The organism is Saprospiraceae bacterium, assembly GCA_026129545.1.
Taxonomy (GTDB): Bacteria; Bacteroidota; Bacteroidia; order Chitinophagales; family Saprospiraceae; genus M3007.
Genome location: JAHCHX010000001.1, coordinates 1,848,473 through 1,872,680 on the forward strand (window position 1 = coordinate 1,848,473; position 24,208 = coordinate 1,872,680).

General features: G+C 53.9%; 20 protein-coding genes. 10 read left to right on the top strand and 10 right to left on the bottom strand.

Annotated features, from left to right (window positions below; all coding sequences use genetic code 11):
* The first annotated feature begins 21 nt into the window (after positions 1–21).
* The 5 genes from KIS77_07190 (at position 22) to KIS77_07210 (ending at position 4,993) form a co-directional block, all read left to right on the top strand.
* Positions 22–1,473, top strand: a complete 1,452-nt coding sequence (locus KIS77_07190) for an NADH-quinone oxidoreductase subunit M (protein ID MCW5922107.1) — start codon at positions 22–24, stop codon at positions 1,471–1,473.
* A 152-nt stretch (positions 1,474–1,625) separates the two neighbouring features.
* Positions 1,626–1,835: an RNA-binding S4 domain-containing protein gene (locus tag KIS77_07195; GenBank protein ID MCW5922108.1), complete on the top strand. Its 210-nt coding sequence runs from the start codon at positions 1,626–1,628 to the stop codon at positions 1,833–1,835.
* 43 nt (positions 1,836–1,878) lie between these two features.
* Positions 1,879–3,264, top strand: a complete 1,386-nt coding sequence (locus tag KIS77_07200; GenBank protein MCW5922109.1) for an NADH-quinone oxidoreductase subunit N — start codon at positions 1,879–1,881, stop codon at positions 3,262–3,264.
* Between the two features lie 30 nt (positions 3,265–3,294).
* The gene (locus KIS77_07205; GenBank protein MCW5922110.1) at positions 3,295–3,741 is read left to right on the top strand and encodes a hypothetical protein; all 447 of its coding nucleotides are present in this window, start codon (positions 3,295–3,297) and stop codon (positions 3,739–3,741) included.
* A 73-nt stretch (positions 3,742–3,814) separates the two neighbouring features.
* Complete coding sequence (locus KIS77_07210) at positions 3,815–4,993, top strand: hypothetical protein (protein ID MCW5922111.1); 1,179 nt, start codon at positions 3,815–3,817, stop codon at positions 4,991–4,993.
* Here KIS77_07210 and KIS77_07215 read toward each other — a convergent pair.
* From KIS77_07215 to KIS77_07250, 8 genes are all read right to left on the bottom strand, one after another.
* Positions 4,990–5,889, bottom strand: coding sequence for a hypothetical protein (locus KIS77_07215; protein MCW5922112.1), 900 nt, complete (start codon positions 5,887–5,889; stop codon positions 4,990–4,992). The two genes, KIS77_07210 and KIS77_07215, sit on opposite strands and share 4 nt — an antisense overlap.
* Entirely contained in the window at positions 5,886–6,722 is an 837-nt protein-coding gene (locus KIS77_07220; GenBank protein MCW5922113.1) for a hypothetical protein, read from the bottom strand. Before KIS77_07220 ends, KIS77_07215 begins: the two co-directional genes overlap by 4 nt.
* A gap of 11 nt (positions 6,723–6,733) precedes the next feature.
* Complete coding sequence (locus KIS77_07225) at positions 6,734–7,261, bottom strand: tetratricopeptide repeat protein (GenBank protein ID MCW5922114.1); 528 nt, start codon at positions 7,259–7,261, stop codon at positions 6,734–6,736.
* A gap of 78 nt (positions 7,262–7,339) precedes the next feature.
* A complete protein-coding gene (locus KIS77_07230) occupies positions 7,340–8,518 on the bottom strand; it encodes a phosphoribosylformylglycinamidine cyclo-ligase (GenBank protein MCW5922115.1) in 1,179 nt (392 codons plus the stop codon).
* 38 nt (positions 8,519–8,556) lie between these two features.
* Positions 8,557–9,765, bottom strand: a complete 1,209-nt coding sequence (locus tag KIS77_07235) for a GlmU family protein (protein MCW5922116.1) — start codon at positions 9,763–9,765, stop codon at positions 8,557–8,559.
* A 284-nt stretch (positions 9,766–10,049) separates the two neighbouring features.
* The gene (locus KIS77_07240) at positions 10,050–10,304 is read right to left on the bottom strand and encodes a type B 50S ribosomal protein L31 (protein ID MCW5922117.1); all 255 of its coding nucleotides are present in this window, start codon (positions 10,302–10,304) and stop codon (positions 10,050–10,052) included.
* 108 nt (positions 10,305–10,412) lie between these two features.
* A complete protein-coding gene (coaE, locus tag KIS77_07245) occupies positions 10,413–11,030 on the bottom strand; it encodes a dephospho-CoA kinase (GenBank protein ID MCW5922118.1) in 618 nt (205 codons plus the stop codon).
* Between the two features lie 11 nt (positions 11,031–11,041).
* Positions 11,042–12,277, bottom strand: coding sequence for a hypothetical protein (locus tag KIS77_07250; protein ID MCW5922119.1), 1,236 nt, complete (start codon positions 12,275–12,277; stop codon positions 11,042–11,044).
* A 110-nt stretch (positions 12,278–12,387) separates the two neighbouring features.
* On the opposite strand from KIS77_07250, the gene KIS77_07255 reads away from it, so the two are divergent.
* From KIS77_07255 to KIS77_07275, 5 genes are all read left to right on the top strand, one after another.
* On the top strand, positions 12,388–13,467 hold the full coding sequence (locus KIS77_07255) for a hypothetical protein (GenBank protein MCW5922120.1): 1,080 nt from the start codon (positions 12,388–12,390) through the stop codon (positions 13,465–13,467).
* A gap of 111 nt (positions 13,468–13,578) precedes the next feature.
* A complete protein-coding gene (locus KIS77_07260) occupies positions 13,579–15,150 on the top strand; it encodes a hypothetical protein (GenBank protein ID MCW5922121.1) in 1,572 nt (523 codons plus the stop codon).
* A gap of 77 nt (positions 15,151–15,227) precedes the next feature.
* Entirely contained in the window at positions 15,228–16,424 is a 1,197-nt protein-coding gene (locus KIS77_07265) for a hypothetical protein (GenBank protein ID MCW5922122.1), read from the top strand.
* A 180-nt stretch (positions 16,425–16,604) separates the two neighbouring features.
* A complete protein-coding gene (locus tag KIS77_07270) occupies positions 16,605–17,408 on the top strand; it encodes a TraB/GumN family protein (protein ID MCW5922123.1) in 804 nt (267 codons plus the stop codon).
* Positions 17,405–18,046, top strand: coding sequence for a WbqC family protein (locus tag KIS77_07275; protein MCW5922124.1), 642 nt, complete (start codon positions 17,405–17,407; stop codon positions 18,044–18,046). The genes KIS77_07270 and KIS77_07275 overlap by 4 nt, the downstream gene beginning before the upstream one ends.
* A gap of 611 nt (positions 18,047–18,657) precedes the next feature.
* Here KIS77_07275 and KIS77_07280 read toward each other — a convergent pair.
* Positions 18,658–21,447: a T9SS type A sorting domain-containing protein gene (locus KIS77_07280; GenBank protein MCW5922125.1), complete on the bottom strand. Its 2,790-nt coding sequence runs from the start codon at positions 21,445–21,447 to the stop codon at positions 18,658–18,660.
* 113 nt (positions 21,448–21,560) lie between these two features.
* Complete coding sequence (locus KIS77_07285) at positions 21,561–24,143, bottom strand: zinc-dependent metalloprotease (protein ID MCW5922126.1); 2,583 nt, start codon at positions 24,141–24,143, stop codon at positions 21,561–21,563.
* Positions 24,144–24,208 lie beyond the last annotated feature (65 nt).

The following is a 24,208-nucleotide window of genomic DNA, read 5'->3' on the forward strand; positions in this document are numbered from 1 at the left end:
GAACTGACTTAACGAAAAATCATGTCACTAATACTCGTTTTAATTCCCCTGATTGTCAGCCTTTTCGTGCTGCTCGCTCGTCCTGCGGGGGTGCGTGCGATTGCGCTCGGAACGGCGCTGGCAAACCTCGCTGTCAGCATTTTTGCCTGTGCAGGTTTCAACGGCGACGGCTCCATGAACTACGAATTCAACGTCGCGTGGCTGCCGCAAGCGGGCATTTCGTTCAGCCTCGGCATGGACGGGGTGAGCCTGCTCATGGTGCTGCTGACCAACCTGCTCGCGCCGCTCATCGTGTTGAGCAGTTTTAGCCGCGCCTTCGACAACGAACCGCGCTACTACGGTCTCGTGCTGCTCATGCTCGGCGCACTAAACGGCGTGTTTCTCGCGCAGGACGGGCTGCTGTTCTACATTTTCTACGAACTGGCGCTTATCCCGATTTACTTCATCTGCGCCATCTGGGGCGGGCAAGACCGCATCCGCGTCACCCTAAAGTTTTTTATTTACACCTTCGTCGGGTCGTTGTTCATGTTGGTGGCGCTGCTGTATGTGTATTTGCAAACCAATGTGGAGGGCCATCATTCTTTCGCTTGGGACGCGCTGGTGCACACGCAACTCTCACCGGAGGCCGCCAATTGGGTCCTAATCGGCTTCTTCCTCGCCTTCGCGGTGAAAATGCCCGTCTTCCCGTTCCACACTTGGCAGCCCGATACCTATGTGACCTCGCCTACTGGCGGCACGATGCTCTTGTCGGGTATTATGCTGAAAATGGGTATCTATGGAGTCATTCGCTGGATGGTGCCGCTCGCACCGGAAGCCATGCACACTTGGACACCGATTTTCATGGCGCTGGCCGTGGTTGGCATCGTGTATGCGAGCATCATCGCGGTGAAACAGTCCGATTTGAAACGGCTGATTGCCTATTCGTCCATCGCGCACGTCGGCCTCATCGCTGCCGGGGTGCTGGCTTGGAACAAGGCGGGCGTGCAAGGCAGCCTGCTCCAAATGCTCAATCACGGCATCAACGTGGTGGGGTTGTTCTTCGTCGTTGACCTCATCGAGCGGCGCATCGGCACGCGCACGCTGGCCGACATGGGCGGCATCGCCAAGTCCGCGCCGAAATTTGCCACCTTATTTATGCTCGTGATGCTCGGCGCGGTGGCCGTGCCGCTCACCAACGGATTCCCCGGCGAGTTCCTGCTCTTGAATGGCGTTTGGAACTACAATGTCTGGCTCGGCGGCGTGGCGGGATTGACGATTATTTTCGGCGCGGTATATATGTTGCGGGCTTACGGGCTGGCGATGTTCGGCGAGGCAAACCGAGAAACGGCTCAATTTCAGGATGTTAATGCCAATGAGTGGGTGGTGCTGGGCGTGATTGCCGGGCTGGTCGTGGTGCTGGGCTTTTTCCCGCAACTCGTGTTGAACCTGACGGACGGGAGTGTGAACAAGATATTGGGGGCGGTGCAGTTTTGATTGTTTTGTCATCCGCCAGTCGCCAGTAGGCAAATGACAAACAAACGCAGAGAACCATAAACACCCCACCCCCATCTTGAAGGCAAAACGCTTAAAAAATGCGAAACAGCACGAACACAGCAAACGCGGATTCAACCTAAAAACGTCAAAAAATGGAATTCAACCTTTCTGACCAAGACCATATCACCCTCAACAACCTCCTGAAAGTGCTGCGCTTGGTGGGCACTGGCGGCGAGGCGAACATCCGAATCACGAACGGCGAGGTGCGGGTGAATGGCGCGGTGGAAACGCAGAAAAGAAAGAAACTGAGGGCGGGAGACAAGGTGGAGTTTCAGAAGGCCAGCATTACTATATGCGGATAACTCAAATCAACGAATCCCCAAACAAACCAATCAACATAAGAACATGACAGCCTTACTCATACTCTTCTTCACGGCCATCATCGTCCTTTTCACGGGACTGACGAAGCGCCGGCATTTTTTGCAACCCATCGCCCTCGTCGGTAGCCTGCTCGCGCTGGCGGGAATAGTATTCGCCCCCTCCTACGGCTGGAAAGACGCATATGCCTCCATGTTCCATTTTGACAGCTTTGCGCTTGCATTTTCCGGCGTGGTAGTGTTGGCCACGGCGCTCATCATAGGGCTTTCTGGCTGGGGGTTCCGCGACCTTAGCGACACGCTGGGCGACAATTACGGCCTCATCCTTTTCAGCCTGTGCGGTGCCTTGGTGATGTCGTCGTTCACGAACATGGTCATGTTGTTTCTCGGCATAGAGATTCTCTCCATCCCGCTCTATGTGCTGGCTGGAAGTCGCCGGGAAAGTCTTTCGGGCAACGAGGCGGCGCTCAAGTATTTCCTCATGGGCGCTTTCACCACTGGTATCTTGCTCTTTGGCATGGCACTCATCTATGGCGCGTCGGGTAGTTTCGACCTCCGGGCAATCGCGGCGGCTGTCAGCGACGGGCGCCACTCGGCTGGGATGCTCAACGCGGGCATGGTGATTCTCATCATCGGGCTGGGATTCAAGGTCTCTGCCGTGCCTTTCCACTTTTGGGCACCCGATGTGTATCAAGGCAGCCCCAATCTGGTGACGGCGTTCATGGCGACAGTGGTGAAGACAGCTGGTTTCGCGGCTTTTTATCGGCTCTTTTCGATGGCTTTCCCCGGCGCGGAGAGCTTCTGGCACCTTCCTGTGGCGGTGGTGGCTGCCCTGACGATGACGGTCGCCAACCTGACCGCCATCTTCCAGACGGATTTCAAGCGCATGATGGCCTATTCCTCCATCTCCCATGCAGGCTATTTGATGATGGCCATATTGGCTATTGGGGTGGCTGGCGGCGACCGCGCACTGCTTTTCTACGCACTGACTTATTCATTGGCCACTATTTGCGCGTTTGGCGCGTACATGGTAGTGGCAGAGCAAAATGAGAGCGGCTCATTTGCGACATTCAATGGCTTGAGCAAAAAGCAACCGCTTCTGGCGGCGGTGTTGGCGATATCCATGCTCTCCCTCGCGGGCATTCCGCCCACGGCTGGTTTTTTCGGAAAATACTTTTTGTTCACGGCAGCTTTTGCAAAGTACCCCTGGCTCGTCGTGTTGGCGGTGGTCAATTCCGCCATTTCTATCTACTACTATTTCAAAATCATCATCGCCATGTATTTCTCGCGCGATGAGGTCAAAGTTGGGCACGACGTGGTTTTCCCCGCGAGCATTCGTTGGGCCGTCTTGGTGGGTCTAGGGCTGATTGCTTTGCTCACCGTGATACCGGGGAGCGTCTATGCGCTCATTTGACAATTCAATTGTTTTTTAAAATTTTACAAAATGAACAAACTCTCTCTAAGCGTCCTCATTGCCAGCCTCGTCCTTGCCTTCTGCAAGCAGCCCGAAAAACCTGCCACCACCAAGGGAACCGCCCCTCAAGCCACCATCCAGTGCTTCGAATCTCGCCTACCCGATGGTTCGGTACTCAAATTTCAATACTCCGAGCTCAATACCGAAGTAGGCGGCGTGCTTGAATACGATTTTGCGGAAAAAGACGACGCACGCGGCACTTTTAAGGGAAAAAAAGAAGGCGACATCATCACCGCCATTTGGACACATACCGTGGAAGGCCAAACCCAGTCGCAGGAAATCATGGTCAAAATCGAAGGCGACAAAGCCATGAAAGCCAACGGCGAACTGGAATCAGGTCAAGACGGCGTGCTCCGGCTCAAAGACAAGGCCACCGCCTCTTGGTCGGAAACCTTCGAGCGCGTGACCTGCGAATAACCTCCATTCTAAAAATGCCTCAAGCCCCCGTCCTCCCTTGCGTGAACGGGGGCTTGACAAATCACTACACACGATGAAATCAACCTACGCTCTCCTCAGCACCATCATCCTGTCGGCTGTCACCTTTGCGGCCTGCAAGCAAGACAACAAAAAAACCGACACCTCCTCCCCTACCCCCTCCACTGCGAAGCCGGCACTCGTCCTCTACATCGTCACGGTGGACAAACTCAACCTGCGCGAGGAGCCAAACAAAAGCGGCAAAGTGCTCGCACAAATCGCTGAAAACACCATCGTGGAAGGCACTGGCGACGTCTCGGACAACCGCGAAGAGGCCACCTTGCGCAACCTCACTTACAATGAGCCTTATCACAAAATAATCGTGAGCAGCCCTGCGCAGCATACGGGATGGGCTTATGGCGGAGCCTTGATGCGCATCTATGCCGGCCCCAAAGACGGAAGCCCCGATTTTGCCAGCATCGCGCAACTCGCCACTTTTCTCCGCACGCTGGATGCCAAGAAATTGGACAGCGGCAAAAAAGCGTGGGATTATGTGACCGCCCAATTCGGCACAACAAACGGCCCCCTCGCCGACGCGGCGTTTATCCTGTTGGAACGTTTTCTCCGTCGCATGGAGGCCGAAGGCGAGTTTTATCAACTGACCGAACAAATGAACTGGGCGGAAAACGACTACCAAGCCATCGCCGAAAACAAGTTCGACATGAACAAATACCCCCTCTCAAAATCGTTGGCAGAAAATGGCTTTGGCTTGGAGCAAGGCGAGGGCATGATATTCCCAACGGCTGACTGGAACAAACTGCGAGCCTTTTTTGGCCCAAAAACAACCCCTACCATGAAGGCGTTTCTCGACCAGCAAACCCACGAAATCAATCACCGGGCATGGGACGATGGCGGCATCATCATTTCCTTGGAAGAACTCGCCAACCGCAGCGCGTTTTGGGAAAAATTCAATCGGGAAAACCCCTATTTTTTACTGAACGAACAAACCAAGCAAAGCGAGCAATGGACGCGCCTTGTGCTCGTGAACGGTGCCGACAACACGCCCACTTATGACTACGAGACACAAGCCATTGATGAACGCTACAAACAAGTGTGGGCCTACATCCAGCAAAAATATCCCGGCACCGAATTGGCAAAAAGAGCGAAGGAAATCGCCGACCTCTGCGCTGCCGAGGGCTGGAAACGCACCAAAAAAGTGGAGGATTGGCAAATGAAATATGCGGAAGAAAACTAAGCCGCACGGATGAGGCGAAGCAACGCCGCTGCCGAACCAAGCCCCTGCTGCTCGTGCCAGCCCAACATTTCAGCGACCCGCCGAAATATCCCCCCAGCATCCTCCCCGCGTTCGCGCATGGATTTCAAGGCGCTGGCCCCTGCCGACTTGGAGAGCTTTTCCCCCGCATCATCCGCGATGAGCGGGTGATGCAAAAATTCGATTTTCAGAAAATTGGTCTCTTCCAAACACGAAGCGAGGAACAATTGTGCCTGCGTGGAAGTCTCCAAGTCGGCCCCGCGAATGACGTGCGTGATACCGAAATGGATATCGTCCACCAGACTGGCCAATTGGTAGGCCGGAAGACCGTCGCGACGGCGCACCACGAAATCGGGTAGCGGAAAACCCGGCGGCGTTTTGATGCGCCAAGCCACGTCGGGAGCGTCGAGGCTCAAACCCTGCTCTCTGAATTCAGGCGGGTAATCACCCCCGAACGGCGCGAGGTCGCGGCGCGACTTTCGGCAGGCAAAGAGCAGCCCCGTATCGCGCAGTCGTTCCAACAAGCTGAAATAGAGCGGCAAACGCCTATGTTGAGACCAGTTTTTTTCAAAATCCTGCAACAAGCCCTCAATCGCAACTCGCAAATCCCCCGGCCCTTCATCCCAATCCAGCCCCAGCCATTCGAGGCTCTCGAAAACATCGACGACATATTCCGGGCGTTTGCGCTCCGCGTCAAGGTCGTCAATGCGGAGCAGGATATGCCCGCCGTGGAGTCGTGCCACAAGCCAATTGAGGGCAAAATTCAGGGCGTTGCCAATATGCAGGAAACCAGAAGGCGTGGGCGCGAGGCGCAATCGGCAGTTTGGACCGGCATCGTGTGCAAAACGCAGAAACTGTTGCGCGAAGAAGGTGGTCATTTTGTCGTGCCAAGCCGTTTTAGGGCTGCTTGGGCATCGTCAGCGACATCGGGGTGCTGCGGATAATATCGGAGTATGGTGCCGTAAGCAGATTTTGCTCTTTCCGTGTCATTGGCGTTCTCGTACAAACGTCCCATTTCAAGCAGCGAATGGGGCGCTTTCGGGTGCCACGGAAGCCCCTCCCCTACCTTATAGTACAGCTGTACCGCCTTATTTGCCTCCCCAATGGCATGGGCGACTTGGGCGGCGCCGAACATCAAATCACCGTGTTTGGCGGGGCTGCCCGATTCAAGCAAAATGGCATAACCTTCCGCCACCTCGATATATGCCTTTGCTTTTGTCGCATCGAGCGCGGGCGGAGTGCCCATTTCTCTTTCCAATCGCACCAAACAGGAATCGAGCCACCTCATGTTGCGCATCAAATTGGCACGCATGAGGTCAATATCATCGGGTTTCCCAGTCAAATCGAAGGTCGCCCTGTACTTGTAGGCCAGCCATATACGAGCCAGCAGACCGATTGGCTCCGTCACGTCTTGTCCTTGGCCGTGCCGTGCAATCGCGTCGTTGAGCCAGCGCACAGCTGTCACGTTGTCTTTTTGCCTGAAAAACTTGATATCGGCAGCCTTGGTCAGAAAACGCAGATTTTGTTCGGACAGGTCGGGGTGCTTCTCCACCGCCGCATGGTAAAGCAACAACAATGAATCGGCTCTTTCGGGGCTGTGGGTTTGTTGTTGAGCCATTTCCAAATTGGCTATTTGCACCGCGATGTCGGGCTGACGGCAAGCCGCGCCAAGAAGGATGAGGCCAACAAACAATAACATGAAAAAGCGCATAGCAAGAGGGTTCAATTCACCAGCGTGCTGTCTGGATTGTTTTGCATGAAATCCTTGATGATTTCGTCTGCGGGCCTGCCAAGGTTGCGAATCTCACCGCGAGCCGATTCGGCCATGGGGTCGTTGGGGTATTTTTCCAAAAACAACTCGTAGGCAGCCTTCCCTTTTTCCAGTTCGCGCAAATCGTTGGCATAGACGAAGCCAACCATAAAAAACGCCGTGGACGCTTGGGGGTGCTGCGGAAAACGCTCTGTCACAGTCTTGTATAGCGCGAGTGATTTGTCAAAACTACCGACTGTTTTGGCCAAACCAGCAGCCTTTAGCAACAATTCGACACTTTGGTTGGTATCGGATTTTTCGACGATGCTGGCCAGTTGCTCGGCGGTGACGATGAACTCTTGGGCTTTAGACGTATCAGTCACCGCTGCTCCGCCAAATTCCTTGTCGAGCGCAGCCAAGCGGCCCCGAAGCGTTGCCTCTTTGTCGGTGCAGGCCAAAAATGAAGTTGCAAACAGGGTGAAAAAGAGCAGTTCTCTCATTGCATAGACAAGTTTATCGGGATTGACGAGCATAGGCGATGGGTTGGCTCTCAACCTCCTCACACTCATCAACCGTTATCAGCTATTGAATTCAAATTTCCCATGAGGGCTTTCCACCGTTACTTGCTCGCCTTGTGCTCGTTCGACTCGCCCGATGATGCGGGCTTCGATGCCATACTTTTCGGCAATTGCCATCACATCGTCGGCATATCGGGCAGGCAAATAAATCTCCATGCGGTGGCCCATGTTGAACACCTGATACATCTCGCGCCAATCGGTGCCGCTGCTTTCTTGAATCAGGCGAAATAACGGCGGCAAATCAAAAAGGTTGTTTTTTAGGATGTGCACGTCTTTCACAAATTTCAGCACCTTCGTCTGCCCACCGCCCGTGACGTGAATAAGCCCATGGATTTTTTTCCTGTATTTGCTCAACACCGCTTGTAGCACGGGGAGGTAAGTGCGCGTCGGGGAGAGTATTAGCTTCCCGATAGTCAGTTGGTGGTGGTTGATGGCGATTGGGTTGGTAAGTTTCTGATTGCCAGTATAAACGACCTCGTTCGGCAATTTTGGGTCAAAGCTCTCCGGGTATTTTTCCGCATACATTTTTGACAACACATCGTGACGCGCAGCGGTTAGGCCATTGCTGCCCATGCCGCCATTGTACTCGTCCTCATAGACCGACTGGCCGAAAGAGGCAAGCCCAACAATCACATCGCCGGGGCGAATGTCGTTCAGCAGCACCTCGCTGCGTCTCATGCGCGCAAAGGCCGTAAAACCCACGTCAATCGTCCGCACGATGTCGCCCACATCCGCCGTCTCGCCCCCTGCCAGATGTATATTCACTCCATGGTGCTGCATTTTCTCCACAAAATCGGAAGTGCCCCGAATCACGGCAGCAATCACCTCGCCGGGTATCAAAGTCTTGTTGCGCCCGATGGTGCTGCTCAGTAGGATATTGTCGGTGCAGCCCACACACGCCATGTCGTCGAGATTCATCACGATGGCATCTTGGGCCACGCCCGGCCACACGGATAGGTCGCCCGTCTCGCGCCAGTAGAGATAGGCAAGGCTTGTTTTGGTGCCCGCCGTATCGGCGTGAAGCAAGTTGCAATGGCGCTCGCTGCCTGCCGCCCAATCGGGCAGTATTTTGCAAAAAGCGTTGGGATACAAGCCTTTGTCCAAGTGCTTGATGGCGGCGTGCACCTCCGTTTTGGAAGCAGACACCCCTCTCAAATCATATTTTAGGTTCTCTTTCAAGCGAAATTGCAGGTCTTGGGTGGAGGGATGTAGAGCTCTTATTTTTCCCACGAGCGGAATTTCATCGTCCGGTCATAAACGTGGTAGAAAATAGCCTTGTCTAGGTCTGTGAATTGTTGGTTGCGGCGCGCCATCACAACGGCAGCAGTGGTGCAGGCATCGGCGAATTTATAGGTTCGATAGCCACCGCCGTCGCCGCCCCATGCAAAATCGGGGATAAAGTTGCGCAAAAAACCTGCACCAAACACATTGGCAAACACCCCTATCACTGTGCCAGTATTGAACATCGTGTTGATTCCGCACTTCGAGTGGTCGCCCATGATGAGGCCGACGAACTGCTGGCCAGTTTTTTCAAAACGCTCGGTCTCGTAATTCCACAGTTTTACCTCGCCATAGTTGTTTTTCAAATTGGAATTGTTGGTGTCCGCACCGATGTTGCACCACTCGCCCAACACCGCATCGCCCAAAAAGCCATCATGAGCCTTGTTCGAATTGGCAAGCATAATCGAACGAGTCACCTCCCCGCCCACCCGGCAGCCAGGGCCGATGGTGGTGGGGCCGTATATTTTTGCGCCCATCTTGATAATCGTGTCCGCGCCGATGGCTACCGGGCCGCGCAAGGCAACCCCTTCCATCAACTCGGTGTTTTTGCCAATGTATATCGGCCCGGTGGTGACATTGAGCGTGCAGCACTCCATCGTCACCCCTTCTTCCACAAACAAATTTTGAATAGGGCCTACGACACGATTGGTGTCTGAGATAGGTTGCGATTTGCGGCCTTTCGTCAGCAGGGCGAAATCGTCGGGTATGGCTTGTTTGTTGAGCAAGGTCAGCTCCCACAGTTGCTTTATCTCGACCACTGGAATTTCGGCATCCAATTCCGTCCCCTGTAGCGAATGCACCTCCTCATCCTCAATCAATTGCTCAAATTGATGTTCGTTGAGACGAGCCGCCACCAATTCCCCATCGAGCAACAAGGCCTCGCTGGGTTTCAACTCCTTGATGCGCCGGCAGAGTTTTTCATTCGGCAGCACACCCGCGTTGACAATTAGATTTTCATCTTCGATGTGGATGGGAAATTTTTCCTGAAGATACTCCTGCGTGATGTAGGAGGCAGAGCCACGCAGCATACGCTCCCATTTTTCGCGCAACGTGAGTACGCCTACTCTCAGCTCTCCCATCGGTCGGGTGGCCGTGAGTGGCAGCAGGTGATTGCGAGCGTCGGAGTCGAACAAGATGATATTCATTAATCAAGCGGAGCAATTATGGGCATCAGAAAAATCATGGCGCTTATGTTCCCAACTGGCTGACAGTTTTTTGAGGAATAGTTCTTTTGACAGGATAAACAGGAATTATAGGGCTAAAAAATCATGTCAATCATGTATATCCCATCAAGAGTCAAAAAAGGGAAACCCGTCAGCCAGTTGGAAGTATGGGCGTTTGGCGAATCGAGGCATGAAAACAAAAAAGCCCCAACAAGCGGAGAGCGAATCGGGACTTTTCAAAAATCGCGCCACGCATGGCGTGGAAATCATTTCGCAAACTTTGCGAATTTCTTGTTGAATTTGTCAATACGGCCAGCCGTGTCCACAAATTTCATTTTGCCAGTGAAAAACGGATGGCTGTATGCCGAAATTTCCATTTTCACGAGCGGATACTCTTTGCCGTCTTCCCACACGATGGTGTCTTTGGTGTTCACACAGGACTTGCTCAGAAAAGCCTCGTCCGTCGAGATGTCTTTGAACACCACCATGCGATAGCTGCCGGGATGGATATCTTTTTTCATGACTGTATTTTTTGCAAAAATTTGTTGTAAACCTTCGTTTTCAAAATTCGAGCCGCAAAAGTAAGAAGCCGACACGGGGTTTTCAAAACATTTTTTGGAAAAAACCTGTCAACGTTTTCCCAAAATAGCCCGATGAATCGCCCACACTTGCGGAATCAGCGCGTGCTGCCCGTCGTTTTCGATGACGAAATCAGCAAGCCGCACCTTTTCCGCTTCGGGAAGCTGGTGATTCATGCGTGCTCGCACCTGCTCGGCACTCAAACCATCGCGTCGCATCACGCGCTCTATGCGCAACCGCTCCGGCGCGGTGACCACTATCAGCACGTCAAGGTGCCGATGGCTGCCACTTTCTACCATCAAAGCAGCCTCCTTGAGCGTGTAGGGCTGACCAGCAGCTGCCCAATCGTCGTGCCATGCGCGACTGTGCCGCTCCACAGCCGGATGCACCAAGGCATTCAGGGCCGCCAACTTTTCGGGTACTTCAAAGGCGATTTTTGCAACATAAGCGCGGTTGTACTCGCCCGATGCGCTATATGCTTCCTGACCAAAAATAGCCTTGATGCCCTCTATTATTTCAGCGTCGGTATCTATCAGGTACTTTGCCCACAAATCGGCATAGTAAACAGGCACCCCCAAGGTGCCAAACATCCGGCACACAAGGCTTTTCCCGCTGCCAATGCCGCCAGTGATGCCGACGCGAAGACAGTGAGGGTGAGGAACGAGCATTGCCTGAAATTCTAAATTTTGGAAAAATACCGCATCTGCCGCAATGCCTTTTTGAAAAAAGGCCAAGGAGGAGGTGCATTGAGCAAACGAATATCATCGGCGAAGGTAGCATCCTCATCCAAAAAACGAAACACGAGCGGGGCGGGCAGCTGCTGAAACAAACTGGTAAAAAAGTCCTTTCCGGCCACTGCGTTGTCTTTCAACACCCGCAACAGGACGGCATCGTAGAAACGATAGCGCCACTTGGAGCGAAGCAGTTCGGGCGCAGGCCGGCCAGTTTGTTCCCAAGCATCGGCCAAAGCCTTTATTCTGCGCTGCGTGCGCTTGAACGCATATCCGCTCGAAGCCTTCACAAATCCGCCAGCCGTCCCGATATGCACCACCCTCCCCTCCGTGTGTGGCGTGAAAGGATAATCGCTCATCGGAATCACCCCGAATTCGGTTTCCAACACCTCGTAGGTTGTTATCTTCAAAAAATCGCGGATGTAGCCACGCAACATACCGTCGTATTCGTCGGCAGGGCAAAGCGCCGGGGAAAACACCGTAAACTCAACAAGTGCTTCCGTGGCGGAAAAAGGCAACACATACACAAAACGAGTCTCCCCTTGTTGCTCAATGCGGTAATCCATGAAAGTCATCGCCCCAACATCAAAGACCGGCAATGGCGACTTGATGAGGTAGCCCTTGAAATGCTGCAAAAGGAAGGTATAGGGGGCTGCCCCATCCTGACCCGAATCGTGACCAAGCGAGGTCAGCGGAGGCTGGGGATACATGGCGCTGGACGCTGGCAACACGGGGATTTTTGTGAGCGCTGAGTTGAACACCCAATCGCCCCCAAAATCCCCTTTATCCGTATGGACTATTCCATTGAGTGCCTCTATGCCCTTGATATTGGCCGTGATGCGCTCTATTTGCGGGCTTTTTGAAAGAATGCCTTTGGCCCAGTCGTAAAAATCCAGCCCGCGCACCATGCGATAGCGATAGGGCGCAATATCGAGCGCGGCCTCGAAGCCATTCCCGTAAAAAAGACATTTGTCCCAGGTGCTGAACACCACCGGCGGCAGCGAAGCCATCTCCTCGTCGGTCGCCCAAAAGCACCAAGTGCGGTCGTTCTTGGTCTTTTCGTCGCGGTCGAGCAGCAGTATTTTTTTGTCTTGAAAAAAGGGACGGCGCGCACATTCGAGTGCCAGCGTAAGGCCGGAAAGACCCGAACCAGCAAAAACGATGTCCCAGTTGCGTTCTGTCATTTTGTTGTTGGCAAAATGACTTTTTAAAAAAATGGTTCAAGGTGTTGATAGAAATTTCGGATTTTTGCGGGCTTTTTACTTTTTTGTAAAAAACTCAAAATCAAAAATTTATGTTTCAAAACCACCTTCTGAAAAAGAATCAAAACCCTGTCTTCATATTGGCGGCAACGCTTTTGATGTCAAGCTGTATGCGTTCCACCTCGCTCACAGTGTTGCAGCCCGCCCAATTCAAAGTCCCCGAGCACATCTCCAAGGTCGCCGTGGTGGACCGCAGCAAACCCTCCAACGGCTGGCTCAACGTGCTGGAAGGGCTTTTCACCGGAGAAGCCATCGGGCAAGACCGCCGCAGCCGCGAGGAAGCGGTGATGGGACTTACCAACGCACTTACGCGCACGCCGCGGTTCACTGTCGTCAACACAGGCATCGAGCTCACGGGCAGCAAGGCCGGAGTCAATCTGCCACCACCGTTGGAATGGAGAGAAATCGAGCGCATCTGTGCGCAATATGGCGCGGATGCGGTGGCTACGATAGAATCCTTTGACTCCGACAACGCCATCAACACACGCCGGGTGGATGAAAAAAAGAAGAACAAAGAAGGCAAGGAGTACATCGAAACCCGATACGACTCGCGGATGCGAACAGCCGTGCGCATGGGTTGGCGCCTCTATGACCCAAAGACGCGGGTGATTCTCGACGAAATCGTGTCCGACGATTTTCTCGAACGTTTTGCCTCCGGCCGCTCCGAGCGCGATGCCGTCTCGCGGCTGCCCCACCAAGTGAACGTGACCCGCGACGTCGCTTTCAATGTGGGGTTGAAATACGGTGCCCGCATCGCCCCGACCTATGTGCGGGTGACGCGGCAGTATTACCACAAGGCAAAGGGATACAAAGACCAAATGCAACAAGCAGTCCGTTACGCACAAGGAGGCGACTGGGAACGCTCCATAGGCTTATGGAAAAACGTGGAGGCTCGCGCCAGCAAAGACAACCCCAAGGCCGCTGGCCGCGCCGCCTACAATATGGCTGTGGCCGCCGAGAAGAACGGCAACCTCGACATCGCACTTCAATGGGCGCAAAAGTCTTGGAACGATTATGGGAACAAAAAGGCTCGCAACTACATCCAAATCATCAAACAGCGCCAATACGATGCCCGCAAGGTAGAGCACCAAATGCCGGGCAAACGAGTATGATATAGTCAACGCAAGGTGGTTTTGAACGAACGGCGCTCGCAATCCTTTGAAAATCATACAAATCAATCAAGGATATCTTCAAATCCTCTTTAATCTGGGTACGCAAAGCGTATGGAGAACAAAGATGGTCATACATATCAACAGATACCGGGCGGATTCGCGGAGGATGCCGTGAAGCGACGTTTTGTGCCTTTTTTGAGAGATTTTTACAAGCATCGCTACGAACCGCAGGCCGATTCCATCCAAGTTGATTTCGACAACGTGGGCGAGGGCGGATTGGTGGCCGACATCGTGATGACCTTTCGCAAAAACGACGACTCGCCCTTCGTGTGCGCCTGCGAGGCGACTTCGCGCGACAAGGCGGGCGAAGTGAAATTCTCCCTCAACCTGCTCTATTTTCTCTGGGACGCTGTGGCATTCGGGGCTTTCTTTTCGGCTGTCACTTATGCCTTTTTCTATGAAACACGCTTCCCGTGGCTGCTCGACCTCCACATCGCGGGCAATTTGGGTCTCATCGTCGGCACCTTCACCATCGCCTTTTTCGGGTGGTATTTCACGATGCAAGGCTGGCGAAAATACCGCTACATCTATGCCATAGAGCAGTTCAAACGCTACGGCGCGGACGAGCAATGGGTAGCTTTGGCCGACGATGTGTTCCCATCACCCAACGACCCCTTTTTGTTGGAGTTGAAAAGTCAGTGTATCTACAATGGCTTCGGGTTGGCGCTGGTGCCGGAGGAAGGAGCCGTGCGCGTGCTCAATGCACCCTCGCGGCTTGGTGTCTTCGGCAAAGACCGACAGATGGTGCAATGGCTGACACGCTCGCAGTGGTATCAGAAAATGTCGGCCATGACCGACATGAGCAACTTGAAGCCGCCCGATACCGTGAGAGCTTATTGGAACCAACTCAACAGATGGGTGCAATATCTTTTGATAGAACCTTTCAAAAAATATGTGTGGGGCATCCTGAGCAAGCCGTTTGGCCAGACGAAATCGGCATACAGCCGATTCATGAGCGGGCAGGGAGTGCAAAAATGGGTGTTCGTGCTCTCCACTCTCGTCATCGTGCCTATGTGCTGGGATGTGCTGACCTTTAAGAAGGAAAATCTGGCAGACCTCAAAGCATTGCAAAATTGGCGAGGCGGCGCCAACCCCGAAGACCAACCGGGTTATTTGATTGATGGCGCGCCGATACCCTACGACGGAAAGCCGACGGGGGTACCCAAACAGTATCCTATTCGCAAAGAGACTCCTGAGCCTGAAATCCCAACCATCAACCTCAGCGGCGACGATGACGATGATGAAGAAATCGCAGCGGAAAAACCAAAGCCCAAACCCGCCCCCAAACCCAAGCCCGCCCCACAGCCGACCACCAAGCCAACCGCCGCCCAACCCATAAACCCCTGCGCCAATATCGCCGGGAAAAAAGGATGGCTCGTGCAGGACAATGCTTTCAGCCTGCAAGATTATGCAGCGGCAAGAGCGGCGGCACTGCGGGCCAAAGGGGTGGCCGCCCAATCCAGTCCGCGCAGTTGCATCGAGCCGAATAGCACCGGATACATCGTCTGGCTTGGCAGTGTGCACGCTTCAGAAGAAGCCGCCCGAAAAGCCGCCGCCGAATTGGAAAAAACATTGCAAGAAAAAGGGCTGCGCAAAGGGAAATTGCTGCTGCGCAAAATATAGCCGCTGGCAGGAACACCAGCAACGGCAGCCGTAGCAAGCCCTGGCAAAGGGGGGGGCTATTTCACCCCTTGATTCGCATGATTTTCAAACAAAGAAGCATTTCGGAAAACATCGTTTTCATTGCCGCGCTGGGTTTGCTGGCGGGTATCGTGCTGTCGTGGCCGCTTTGGAACGTGGCAGCGCGATGCTGCTTCCCCACCCTTCCGCTGTGGGGAGGCTCGCCGCAGGCCCCGCATTTGAGCCATTGGAGCGAATCGGCTTGGGTAGCAGGGTTGGCATTGCTACTGATTGGCCCATTCGTTTTTTCCGGCAAAAAAATACTGCCCGGTTTGCTTGCTGTCTGGCTGGCATGGCTCTGTCTGCTCGACCTCAACCGCCTTCAACCCTGGGTTTGGATGTACCTGCTGATTTTTGCGGCGGCGATATGGGAGAAAAAAGACGACGAGGCAAGCAACACGAACCTGATGCGTTGGCTCCTCGCAGGCATTTACTTTTGGAGCGGCATCAACAAACTGACACCCTACTTCGCCAACGACACCTTCGCTTGGTTTTGCGAAACGTTTGGGCTGACCCGCTCTTTGGGTCAATATCCGATATTTGGCTACGCGCTTGGTTTGCTCGAGGCATCGTTCGCGGCAGGTTTGCTTTGGCACAAGACACGCCCCTACTTTCGATGGCTGGTGCTTGGGTTCCATTGCTTAGTGGTCGTTTTTTTGCTCAAACAAAATTGGAATTGGGTGGTAATCCCTTGGAACTTGGCTATGGCAAGCATGGTGTGGGTGCTTTCCTCTACCGCCCCTGTGTCGGGAACAACTGCCAATGTGTCCCGACGCTTTCTGCCCATCCCCCATTCGCTTCGCGAAGCCCCAAAAGCAGCATGGCTTATCCTCCTCCTCGTATGGCTTGCTCCGGCACTTGGTCTTTTCCGGTGCTGGCCTCACACGCTCTCATGGCAACTCTATACCAACACCCAACCGGAAGCGACTTTTTTCGCCGAGTCGGGCAAAGTGAACGCCACTGCGGAGTCTTTTTGGGTTTGGGAAAAATATGCCTACGACGACGGCACCAAACTATTCTTCGACGATTGGGCCAACGACGAACTCAAAGTGCCTATGTTCGCCACGAGACATACATTTCGACAATTGGGTAGATACCTTTGCCGCTGCGCCTCCGAGCCTGAGCAAGCCAGTCTTTTCATACTCCATGTGCGGCCTTGGCACCCGTCCGCCGAAAAGATGGAAGAAATCCCCTGCCGACAATTAAACCCTAATTAACGAGGACTTGTAGCTCCTTGGGCAGGGGCAGCGCCTCCGCCTAAGCAGTTCGAGAATTTTTTAGATTGCCATGATTTGCACCCTTGATTTTGAACAGATTGCGCTTATTGCCATGCCCAAAAACCAGCGGAGCAAAACACAAATGCCGCCCAGTGACATTTGAATGACAACAACGACACGATGACCAAAAACTCCCTACTCTGGAAAATAACACCTCCCGACGGAGGCCCCGCCTCATACTTGTTTGGCACAATGCACGTGCGCGACCTGCGGGCATTTGGCTGGCTCGAAACGGCCAAACGCCACATAGATGCTTGCGAAACATTTGCCACCGAATTCGATTTTTCGGATGCCGACGAAACGGCCCTTGCCGAGGCGCTTCGACTGCCCAACGGCGCCACATTAGACACCCTGCTCAAACCCAGCGTTTGGAAAAACCTGGATTTTTACTGCCGCAAAAAACTAGGCTGCACGGCCGAAATAATGCGCTCCCAGCACCCAATGGCCGTGATGACGGCTCTTTCGACCGCTTTCCTGACCGATGAATCGGCACATTCTCTGGATGAGGCGCTATGGCATCACGCGCGCGCTGTCGGCAAAAAAACAACGGGTGTGGAAACCTTCGCCGACCAACTCGAAACGCTCCGCAAAATCCCGCTTGAGCAGCACCTGAAAAGCCTGACTTGGCTCTTGAAAAACTACGGGCGCCAAAAACGCCGCCTCAAAAAAATGATGGGTTGGTATGCCTCCGGCGACATTCGGCAACTCTACCAAGCTGCCAAAAAAGACGCAAAGGGAATGCGCCGCGTGTTGCTCTACGAGCGAAACAAACTGATGGCCGGGCGCTTTGCGGAAATCGCCCGCGAGCACACGCTCTTCTGCGCTGTTGGCGCAGGTCATCTGGCAGGCGGCAAGGGAATGTTGAGACTGTTGAAAAAAGCGGGGTTCAAAGTAAAACCCGTCCAACTTGACCAAGCCCGATGATGATTCCCTTGCTTTCCATAGCCTATTTGCCCCCCATCGCGTGGTGCGCTGTTGCTTGGCAAAACGATGCTGTGGCCATAGACGCACATGAAAACTATCAAAAAGGGTCGCTGCGCAACCGATGCCACATCGCAGGCCCCAACGGGGTGCAGCGCCTGAGCATCCCCTTGGCGAAAGGCAAACACCAACAGACCCCCATTCGAGACGTTCGCATCGCCTACGACGAGCCGTGGCAGCGCCAACATTGGCGAAGCATCCAGACGGCTTATGGCAACGCCCCTTTTTTTGAGCATTATGCCGACCATATCGCGCCATTTTACGAGCGGCGCTATGCGTTTTTGTTCGACTACAACCTCGAACTGTTGACCTTTGTCCTTCAGAAAAAACTTGGCTGGGCAGGCAATTTTCAATTCAGCGAGACTTTTTTCCCGCCGCATCAATGGCCGCACGGCGCTGATTCGCGCAGGCTCGTGAATGCTGGGCCGACCGAAGATGCCTCATGGTTGTCGCCCGCCCGCTACCTGCAAGTCTTCGAGGAGCGCAGCGGTTTTTTGCCCAATTTGTCTGTGCTGGATTTGCTATTTTGTTGTGGAAAACGGGGAGGGGAGGTATTGGGCAAAACATTTTTCAATTTTTAGTAAAAACTTAGGCAGGACAGCGGACATTGAATTTTTGACAGGATTGACAAGATTTACAGGTTCAATGAAGTGGCTTCGCCACCAAAAACCCTGTAAATCTTGCAAATCTTGTCAAAAACCTGTAGGCCTGCCAACCGAGTCTTATGCGCTTGGGGCTGCCCAAGTTTTTATACTTCGCGCCGTTAGGTTTTGGGCATGGCTGCAATCGCAATCTGCTAAAAATCAAGAACATCAATCATGTTCATCTAACAAATCCTAGCGAATCAAGGTATACAATTTTAAAAAGTAGCTTTTGAACAAAACTCAGTAACGCTTGAAAAACGCGAGTTCGGAGATTGATTTTTTGAAAATCAATTCCGTAGAGAGCGAGCGCCCTAAACATTACAAACTTTGAAAACCTAGAATGTTTCGCCGAACTACAACCCGATAATTTATGGACAATGACTGCAAAACGAACGAGCGACACGCCGACCCAATCCAGATGGCCCTTCTGAACTCACATTTATCGGCAACCCAAGTTTGAAACCAAACAACGGATTTGCAAAAAACTGCCCCATTTGGGCGGAATGCCAAATGAGGCAAGCAATAGTTCAACAGCACTTTACGCACATTCACTTTGCCACGACGAACCGCTCCGACACGGCTGAATTCGCCGTCTGCAAGGTCAGGACGTACATCCCTGCGCTGTAATTCAAGGCATCTAATGATAGGGTGTATTGGCCCGCCATCCTGAAATCGTCGGCGGCAAAAGTCTCTATGAGGTGTCCTTGCAGGCTGCGCACATAGAGGCTGTAAGTCCCGTCGGAAGGCAGGTCGTATTCCACCAACAGCCTATAGGTGGTTGGGTTGGGGTAGCATCGCAAATGCAGCTTGCCCGAAGCGGCAAACGGGTTGTTTTCCCTCATGGCGGCGCTTGATGCGGTCAGTTTTTCCTGTTCATCGGGCTGTTTTGGGCCGATGCCACACGCCAAAATCAGCGCCCAAAAATCGCTCCCCGCTTGTGCCCAAAAGTTGGGGGTTAGGCTCACATATTCGCCCGCATGGAAAATGACCTTGGTGCCCGGGCTGATGGTTCCGTCGGAACTGACCACGTCCCTAGCCATGTAGATGCCCGGCGCGATGGCCCCTGGCACGTTGAGGTTGGCCACACAAGTATTGAGCAACGTGAAGTAGTCGGTAGTGTACATGCCGCGCCCGTGCGTGGCGGCGGCCACGAGGTGGTCGGAGCTGCGGTAGCGGAGCATATCCACGCGCACATTGGCGAGGCCAAAATTGTTGGTCGGCCACCATTGAGTGTTAGTGCCGTCGAGTTGGTCGGTGCTCCACACCCCGATTTCGGTGGCGAGTATGAATTTGGTGTTGTCGAAAGGGTGAAACATCGCCCAACGCACTGGCATATCGGGCAAGTCGTCGTCCAAGTCCACCCAAGTGACGCCGCCGTCGGTGGATTCCAGCACGCTGTTGGTGCCGAAATTGGAGCAGGTGACGATGATGTGATTGTCGTCACCATTCTCCACCACGATGCAGGATATGAAACCGTTGACGGGCGTGGTCAGCGTGGTGACGGTGATGGCACCTGCTTGGTCGGCATTGTCCACGCGCAGGAAACGCCCGGCCTCGCTGGCGACGAACAGTCGGTTGGCGGTATTGGGCGAGATGGTGAGGGCGCTGATGCGTGCGTTGTTCAACTGCGTGATGCGCTCAAAAGTGAGGGTGTTGGCCCCGCCTATATCCGAAATGCGCCCTAAGGTGTCCCTGCTTTCCGAGATGTAAAGAATGTCGTTGGTGTCGTCATATTCGGCTGGCGTGATGAAGAGGGTGCCGTTTTTTCCGCCCAGCAGGTTGCCAAACGAGGCGCCTCCATTGGTGGAAATAAAAAATCGGCGATTCTGCGAGCCAGTGATTTGGATGTTCGGGTCGTCGCGGTCAATGAAGCAAAAAGCCCCGTCGTTGCCCGTAGGCTCATCGGTGCTGCTCAGCCCGGGGAGCGTGAATCGCTGTGTGCCGTTGTCCTGTGTGCCGCCGAGCATATAGTTGGAGCCGCTATTTGGGTGCAAGGTGTTGGCGTAGAATTGCGTCACGTTGTACCCGTCGTTTCTAGGTATCAGCGTCGGGACGGCAGCGGAGCCGTTGGTGCTTCTGTACACACCCCCATCGTTGCCAAAAATGACTTCGTCAGAATTGCCGGGGCGATACACAATGACATGGTGGTCAACGTGCACACCACCGATACCTGTCCACATCACACCCGCATCGCCAGAAACGAACAGGCTCACATCGCCCGCCCACACCCGGTTGGAGTTGTTGGGGTCCACGGCCAGCACCAGCGCATACCAGCAAAAGGGGCCAAGTGCCGGCACGGTGCGCGGGGTCCAGTTGTCGCCGCCGTTGGTCGAATGGACGATGGTCAGGCAGGGGTTGGTGCCATCCGTCTGGGTCAAATCCTCGAAGGCGGCGTAGAGCACGTTGGCATCGTTGGGGGCGCAAGCCAATTCGACGCGGCCATAGTTGCCCAAAGTGGGCAAATCGGTGGTCAGTTTGCCCCAAGCACCTGCCCTAAAACGATAGATACCATCGCTGCGCACGCCGGCATAAAAGTCGCCATTGGCGGCGATTTCAAAATCCTGCACATTGTCTTGTATGGCACCGTTGCCTGCGCCGAGTATTTCCGTCCAGCTGTTGCCATTGTCGGTGGAGCGGAACAGCCCGCGGGTCGTGGCGGCGTACACCGTGCCGGCGTTGTCCACCACTATTTTGTTCACGTTGTTGAAGTTGGGGTTCATGGCCGAAGGTAGCGTGGAGGGCAGCAGCGTCCAGTTGGCGCCTCCGTCCTCCGAGCGCCAGATGCCCATGCCGCGCTCGATGCCAAAGGCAAAGCCCTGTTCGCCCGTTCCGAAATAGAGCCGGCTGAGGTTGGAAGGGTCTTGAGCGATGGTGGTGATGTTGAGGTTTTCGAAGAAGTCGTTTATCAAAGTCCAAGTGGGTGCGGGGGCATCAATGTTGGTGGTGCGCCACAACCCGCCCGAAACGCCGGCTGCCCACACAGTGCGCCAAGTGGGGTCGCTGGCATCGAATATGAGGCCGCGCGTGCGACCGCCCACGTTGTTGGGGCCGCGCTCTTCCCAGTAAATCGGGATGGCGCTGTCCTTGAAGGCCATTTCGGCGCGTTTTTCCTGTGCCTTGGCATAAGCCTTCAGCAGGCGCTCGCGTGGCACGGCATTGATGGCCGGGTCGCGGGTCATGAGAAATTCTTGCTCAAAACGCCCGGCCACGCGCTGTTGCAATCGAGTGCTACGGCCCGCGTCTTCGTTGTTTTTTTTATATTGGGCTACCCATATAGCGGCGAAGGCCAACAGGCCCAGCAGCAATAAGCCGAAGATATCGTGTGTTCTTTTTTTCATGTTGGAAGAGCATTTTTTTTAAAACTTGGGTAGAAGGTAGAGGGTAGAAGGTTTTTAATTTGCATTGAACAGGGTGTCAATAAAGATGAAGTCAACCCTCTACCCTATTTTTTTCAATCCACCTTGACCACGCTCACTTGTTTTTGCCCGAAAGGCGCGACGAGCCTGCAACTGTATATGCCGTTTGGCAAATGATGGGTTGGCACCGTGATGCTGTGCTGGCCTGCTGCTTGGTTGTTGTTTTGATAAACCGTCTGAACGAGCCTGCCTGTGAAATCAATCAGTTGGATTTGCACCCTGCCCGGTTCTTTCAACTCAAAGTTGATGCTCAGATGATGGTTGAAGGGATTGGGCGACACCGCTACTTCCGGCGTGGAGAAATTTACCTCGCTTTGATTGCGCAGGTTGGTTTCATCCTCGTAGAAATACACGTTGGGATTCGCCTTTTCGTCCGCGAGACTTTCTGGTTTCGGACTGGCGCAGGGGTTGCAGGTTTGAATTCTTGCGATAAAGTCGCAGCCTTGTTGCGCCCAAAAACCATCTTTCAAAACGATTTCTTGTCCCGCAAAAAATCTTGCGGACGTGGACGGCACCACGACGACTGGGCCGGATGTTTCGAGGTACACCCTCGACTGGTAGGTGCCGCTGGCGGGGTTGTCGGTCACGGTGATATTGCCGGGGCAATCAATCAGAATGTCCTTTTGATTGACATTCAGGAAGATGTTGTCAGAGCAAATCACCATGATTCTGCCCAATTGGGTGATGGCGGTGGCAGGCACATATACCGAGGCCGAGCCATTGTTGGGTAAGCTGCCCGCCAGCAAAGTGGGGTAGGTGAACCCACCGTCGAGTGATAGCCAAATGTCAACGTTGGCGCAATTGATGGGCGCGGCTGTGGTGTTGGCCACGTCCCAAGTGATGAGCGTGTTGTCGTCGGCAAATAGGCAATCGTCGTCGGGGCCAATGCCTGTCACCCTGAACGGCCCGGCGTTCGCGTCGAATGTGACCACCATATCATCCTCGTCGGTGCAACCAGCTGCGGGGGCGTTGTCCCGCACCGTCACCCTGAAATTCATGGTACGCGACACGCTCGGCAACACTTCCCATGTAGAAGTCGTGGTGTTGCCCAAAATAACAGGCAACTGAGGAAAATAGCGGGTGGGGGTGGGCGCGGGTGGGAACGTGCGAAAAACAGGCCCCATCGTGACGTTGGAAGCTGGCGGATGGAGAATCAACTGGTTGTCCATCTGCTCCCAGCAGAACGTGAGCGGGTCGCCGTCGGGGTCGTTGCTGGTAGCAGTCAGTCTGAATGGCGTGCTCACGGGGACGGTAAAATTCGCTCCCGCGTTCACGGCGGGCTGGTTGTTGGCAATAGGTGTGATGGTGGGGCAGGTGCTGCCGTTGCCCACCGTCACATAGTTGCCTATTTCTTGTAGGTTGATGGCGTGGAAATAACGGTCTCGATTGCCTTGCACGTTGTTCGGGGCGCAGGTGCCCGCGTACGACATGATGGTGGAGCCGCTTCCCGGCTCGAACGACGAGATGATGTCCAATTGGCCTGCGTTGCCACAGGTGCTTGCCGTTGCTTCGTTGAACGTATGCCTCGCGCCGAATTGGTGGCCGATTTCGTGCATTTCCAAAGTGGCAAAACCTCCGATGGTCGGGTTGGCGGGGTTCATCACGGTCGCTCCGTTTGCTTTGATGGCGTTCACGCACACATTGCCGAGCTGCAGCGCCACGCCTGATGCCGAGTTGGCAGTTGCCGTAGTGCCAAAAGCGCGAGCGATGTCGTAATTGGCGTTTCCGATGATGCCGTCCACGACGGCTTGGTTTTCGGCAGCCATGGTGTTTTGGTTGCCGTTGGTGAAGCCATCGGTAGCCGGGTCGGTCAAAATCAGCAGGTTGTTGTTGGCCACCAATTGAAGCCGAATGCTCAGCTCGTTGATAAAAACGCCGTTGATGACAGTGACCAAAGCATTGATGTTGGCCATCGTGTTGTTCACGCCTGTGGGGTCGGCTGGTGTGATGTTGGCGGCAGTGAATTCCCCAGAAGTCGCAATGGCAAGGCGGTAGTTGCGCAGCTGGCAGTCTCCCGCAGCGGTGTTCCGATTGTCCACCGCAGTGCGAAGCTCGGGCGCATCAGGTGTAAAGCAGCTCATCATCTCATGTTGGGACTGAAAATCCCTGTCAAAATAGTTGATGTGATGCACCGCGTCGCCTTTTTGGATTGGTTCCACAATGACCGGATTTTTCCCAGTAGAAAGTACAATGGCATGAAGTCCCACCGGGCTGAAAGCGAAATAGATTTTTGCTAACGGGTCGCTTAGGCCAACGCCGCTGTAAGAATTGATATCCGGGAATTTGGCGGCCAGCTCGGGGTGCATCGCCGGGTCGTTTTCCACCGCGAACCGTTGAAGTGTTCCGTCTGGAAAAGGTATTTCAAGGGTGATTCGGATACCTTTTTGTTTAGAGGTGCCTGCGAGTATTCTTTTCATTTGCTCAAAATCCAACGCCAAAAGCCTAAATTTTTCAGGTAGCAGCGGTGTCTCTTTGCCGTATTTTGGGAGCGCAATCTCCCGCACGTCTTTCCACAGCCCATCGCTTGACGGCTGCCTAAGTTCGTTTGGCACCTGTGCCTGCGAGCCTACGACCAGCCCGCAGCACAAGACTATGATTGCTAATGACTTGTGGTTCATTTTTCAATTTTGGTTTTAGGCACCAAATGACACGTTTGATGCTGTTTTGATCGAGTGGAAAGTGT

Bases quoted from the DNA above. Each gene is read 5' to 3' on its own strand.
- KIS77_07190 (MCW5922107.1), top strand. From the start codon at position 22: ATGTCACTAATACTCGTTTTAATTCCCCTGATTGTCAGCCTTTTCGTG.
- KIS77_07195 (MCW5922108.1), top strand. From the start codon at position 1,626: ATGGAATTCAACCTTTCTGACCAAGACCATATCACCCTCAACAACCTC.
- KIS77_07200 (MCW5922109.1), top strand. From the start codon at position 1,879: ATGACAGCCTTACTCATACTCTTCTTCACGGCCATCATCGTCCTTTTC.
- KIS77_07205 (MCW5922110.1), top strand. From the start codon at position 3,295: ATGAACAAACTCTCTCTAAGCGTCCTCATTGCCAGCCTCGTCCTTGCC.
- KIS77_07210 (MCW5922111.1), top strand. From the start codon at position 3,815: ATGAAATCAACCTACGCTCTCCTCAGCACCATCATCCTGTCGGCTGTC.
- KIS77_07215 (MCW5922112.1), bottom strand. From the start codon at position 5,889: ATGACCACCTTCTTCGCGCAACAGTTTCTGCGTTTTGCACACGATGCC.
- KIS77_07220 (MCW5922113.1), bottom strand. From the start codon at position 6,722: ATGCGCTTTTTCATGTTATTGTTTGTTGGCCTCATCCTTCTTGGCGCG.
- KIS77_07225 (MCW5922114.1), bottom strand. From the start codon at position 7,261: ATGAGAGAACTGCTCTTTTTCACCCTGTTTGCAACTTCATTTTTGGCC.
- KIS77_07235 (MCW5922116.1), bottom strand. From the start codon at position 9,765: ATGAATATCATCTTGTTCGACTCCGACGCTCGCAATCACCTGCTGCCA.
- KIS77_07240 (MCW5922117.1), bottom strand. From the start codon at position 10,304: ATGAAAAAAGATATCCATCCCGGCAGCTATCGCATGGTGGTGTTCAAA.
- coaE (MCW5922118.1), bottom strand. From the start codon at position 11,030: ATGCTCGTTCCTCACCCTCACTGTCTTCGCGTCGGCATCACTGGCGGC.
- KIS77_07250 (MCW5922119.1), bottom strand. From the start codon at position 12,277: ATGACAGAACGCAACTGGGACATCGTTTTTGCTGGTTCGGGTCTTTCC.
- KIS77_07255 (MCW5922120.1), top strand. From the start codon at position 12,388: ATGTTTCAAAACCACCTTCTGAAAAAGAATCAAAACCCTGTCTTCATA.
- KIS77_07260 (MCW5922121.1), top strand. From the start codon at position 13,579: ATGGAGAACAAAGATGGTCATACATATCAACAGATACCGGGCGGATTC.
- KIS77_07265 (MCW5922122.1), top strand. From the start codon at position 15,228: ATGATTTTCAAACAAAGAAGCATTTCGGAAAACATCGTTTTCATTGCC.
- KIS77_07270 (MCW5922123.1), top strand. From the start codon at position 16,605: ATGACCAAAAACTCCCTACTCTGGAAAATAACACCTCCCGACGGAGGC.
- KIS77_07275 (MCW5922124.1), top strand. From the start codon at position 17,405: ATGATGATTCCCTTGCTTTCCATAGCCTATTTGCCCCCCATCGCGTGG.
- KIS77_07280 (MCW5922125.1), bottom strand. From the start codon at position 21,447: ATGAAAAAAAGAACACACGATATCTTCGGCTTATTGCTGCTGGGCCTG.
- KIS77_07285 (MCW5922126.1), bottom strand. From the start codon at position 24,143: ATGAACCACAAGTCATTAGCAATCATAGTCTTGTGCTGCGGGCTGGTC.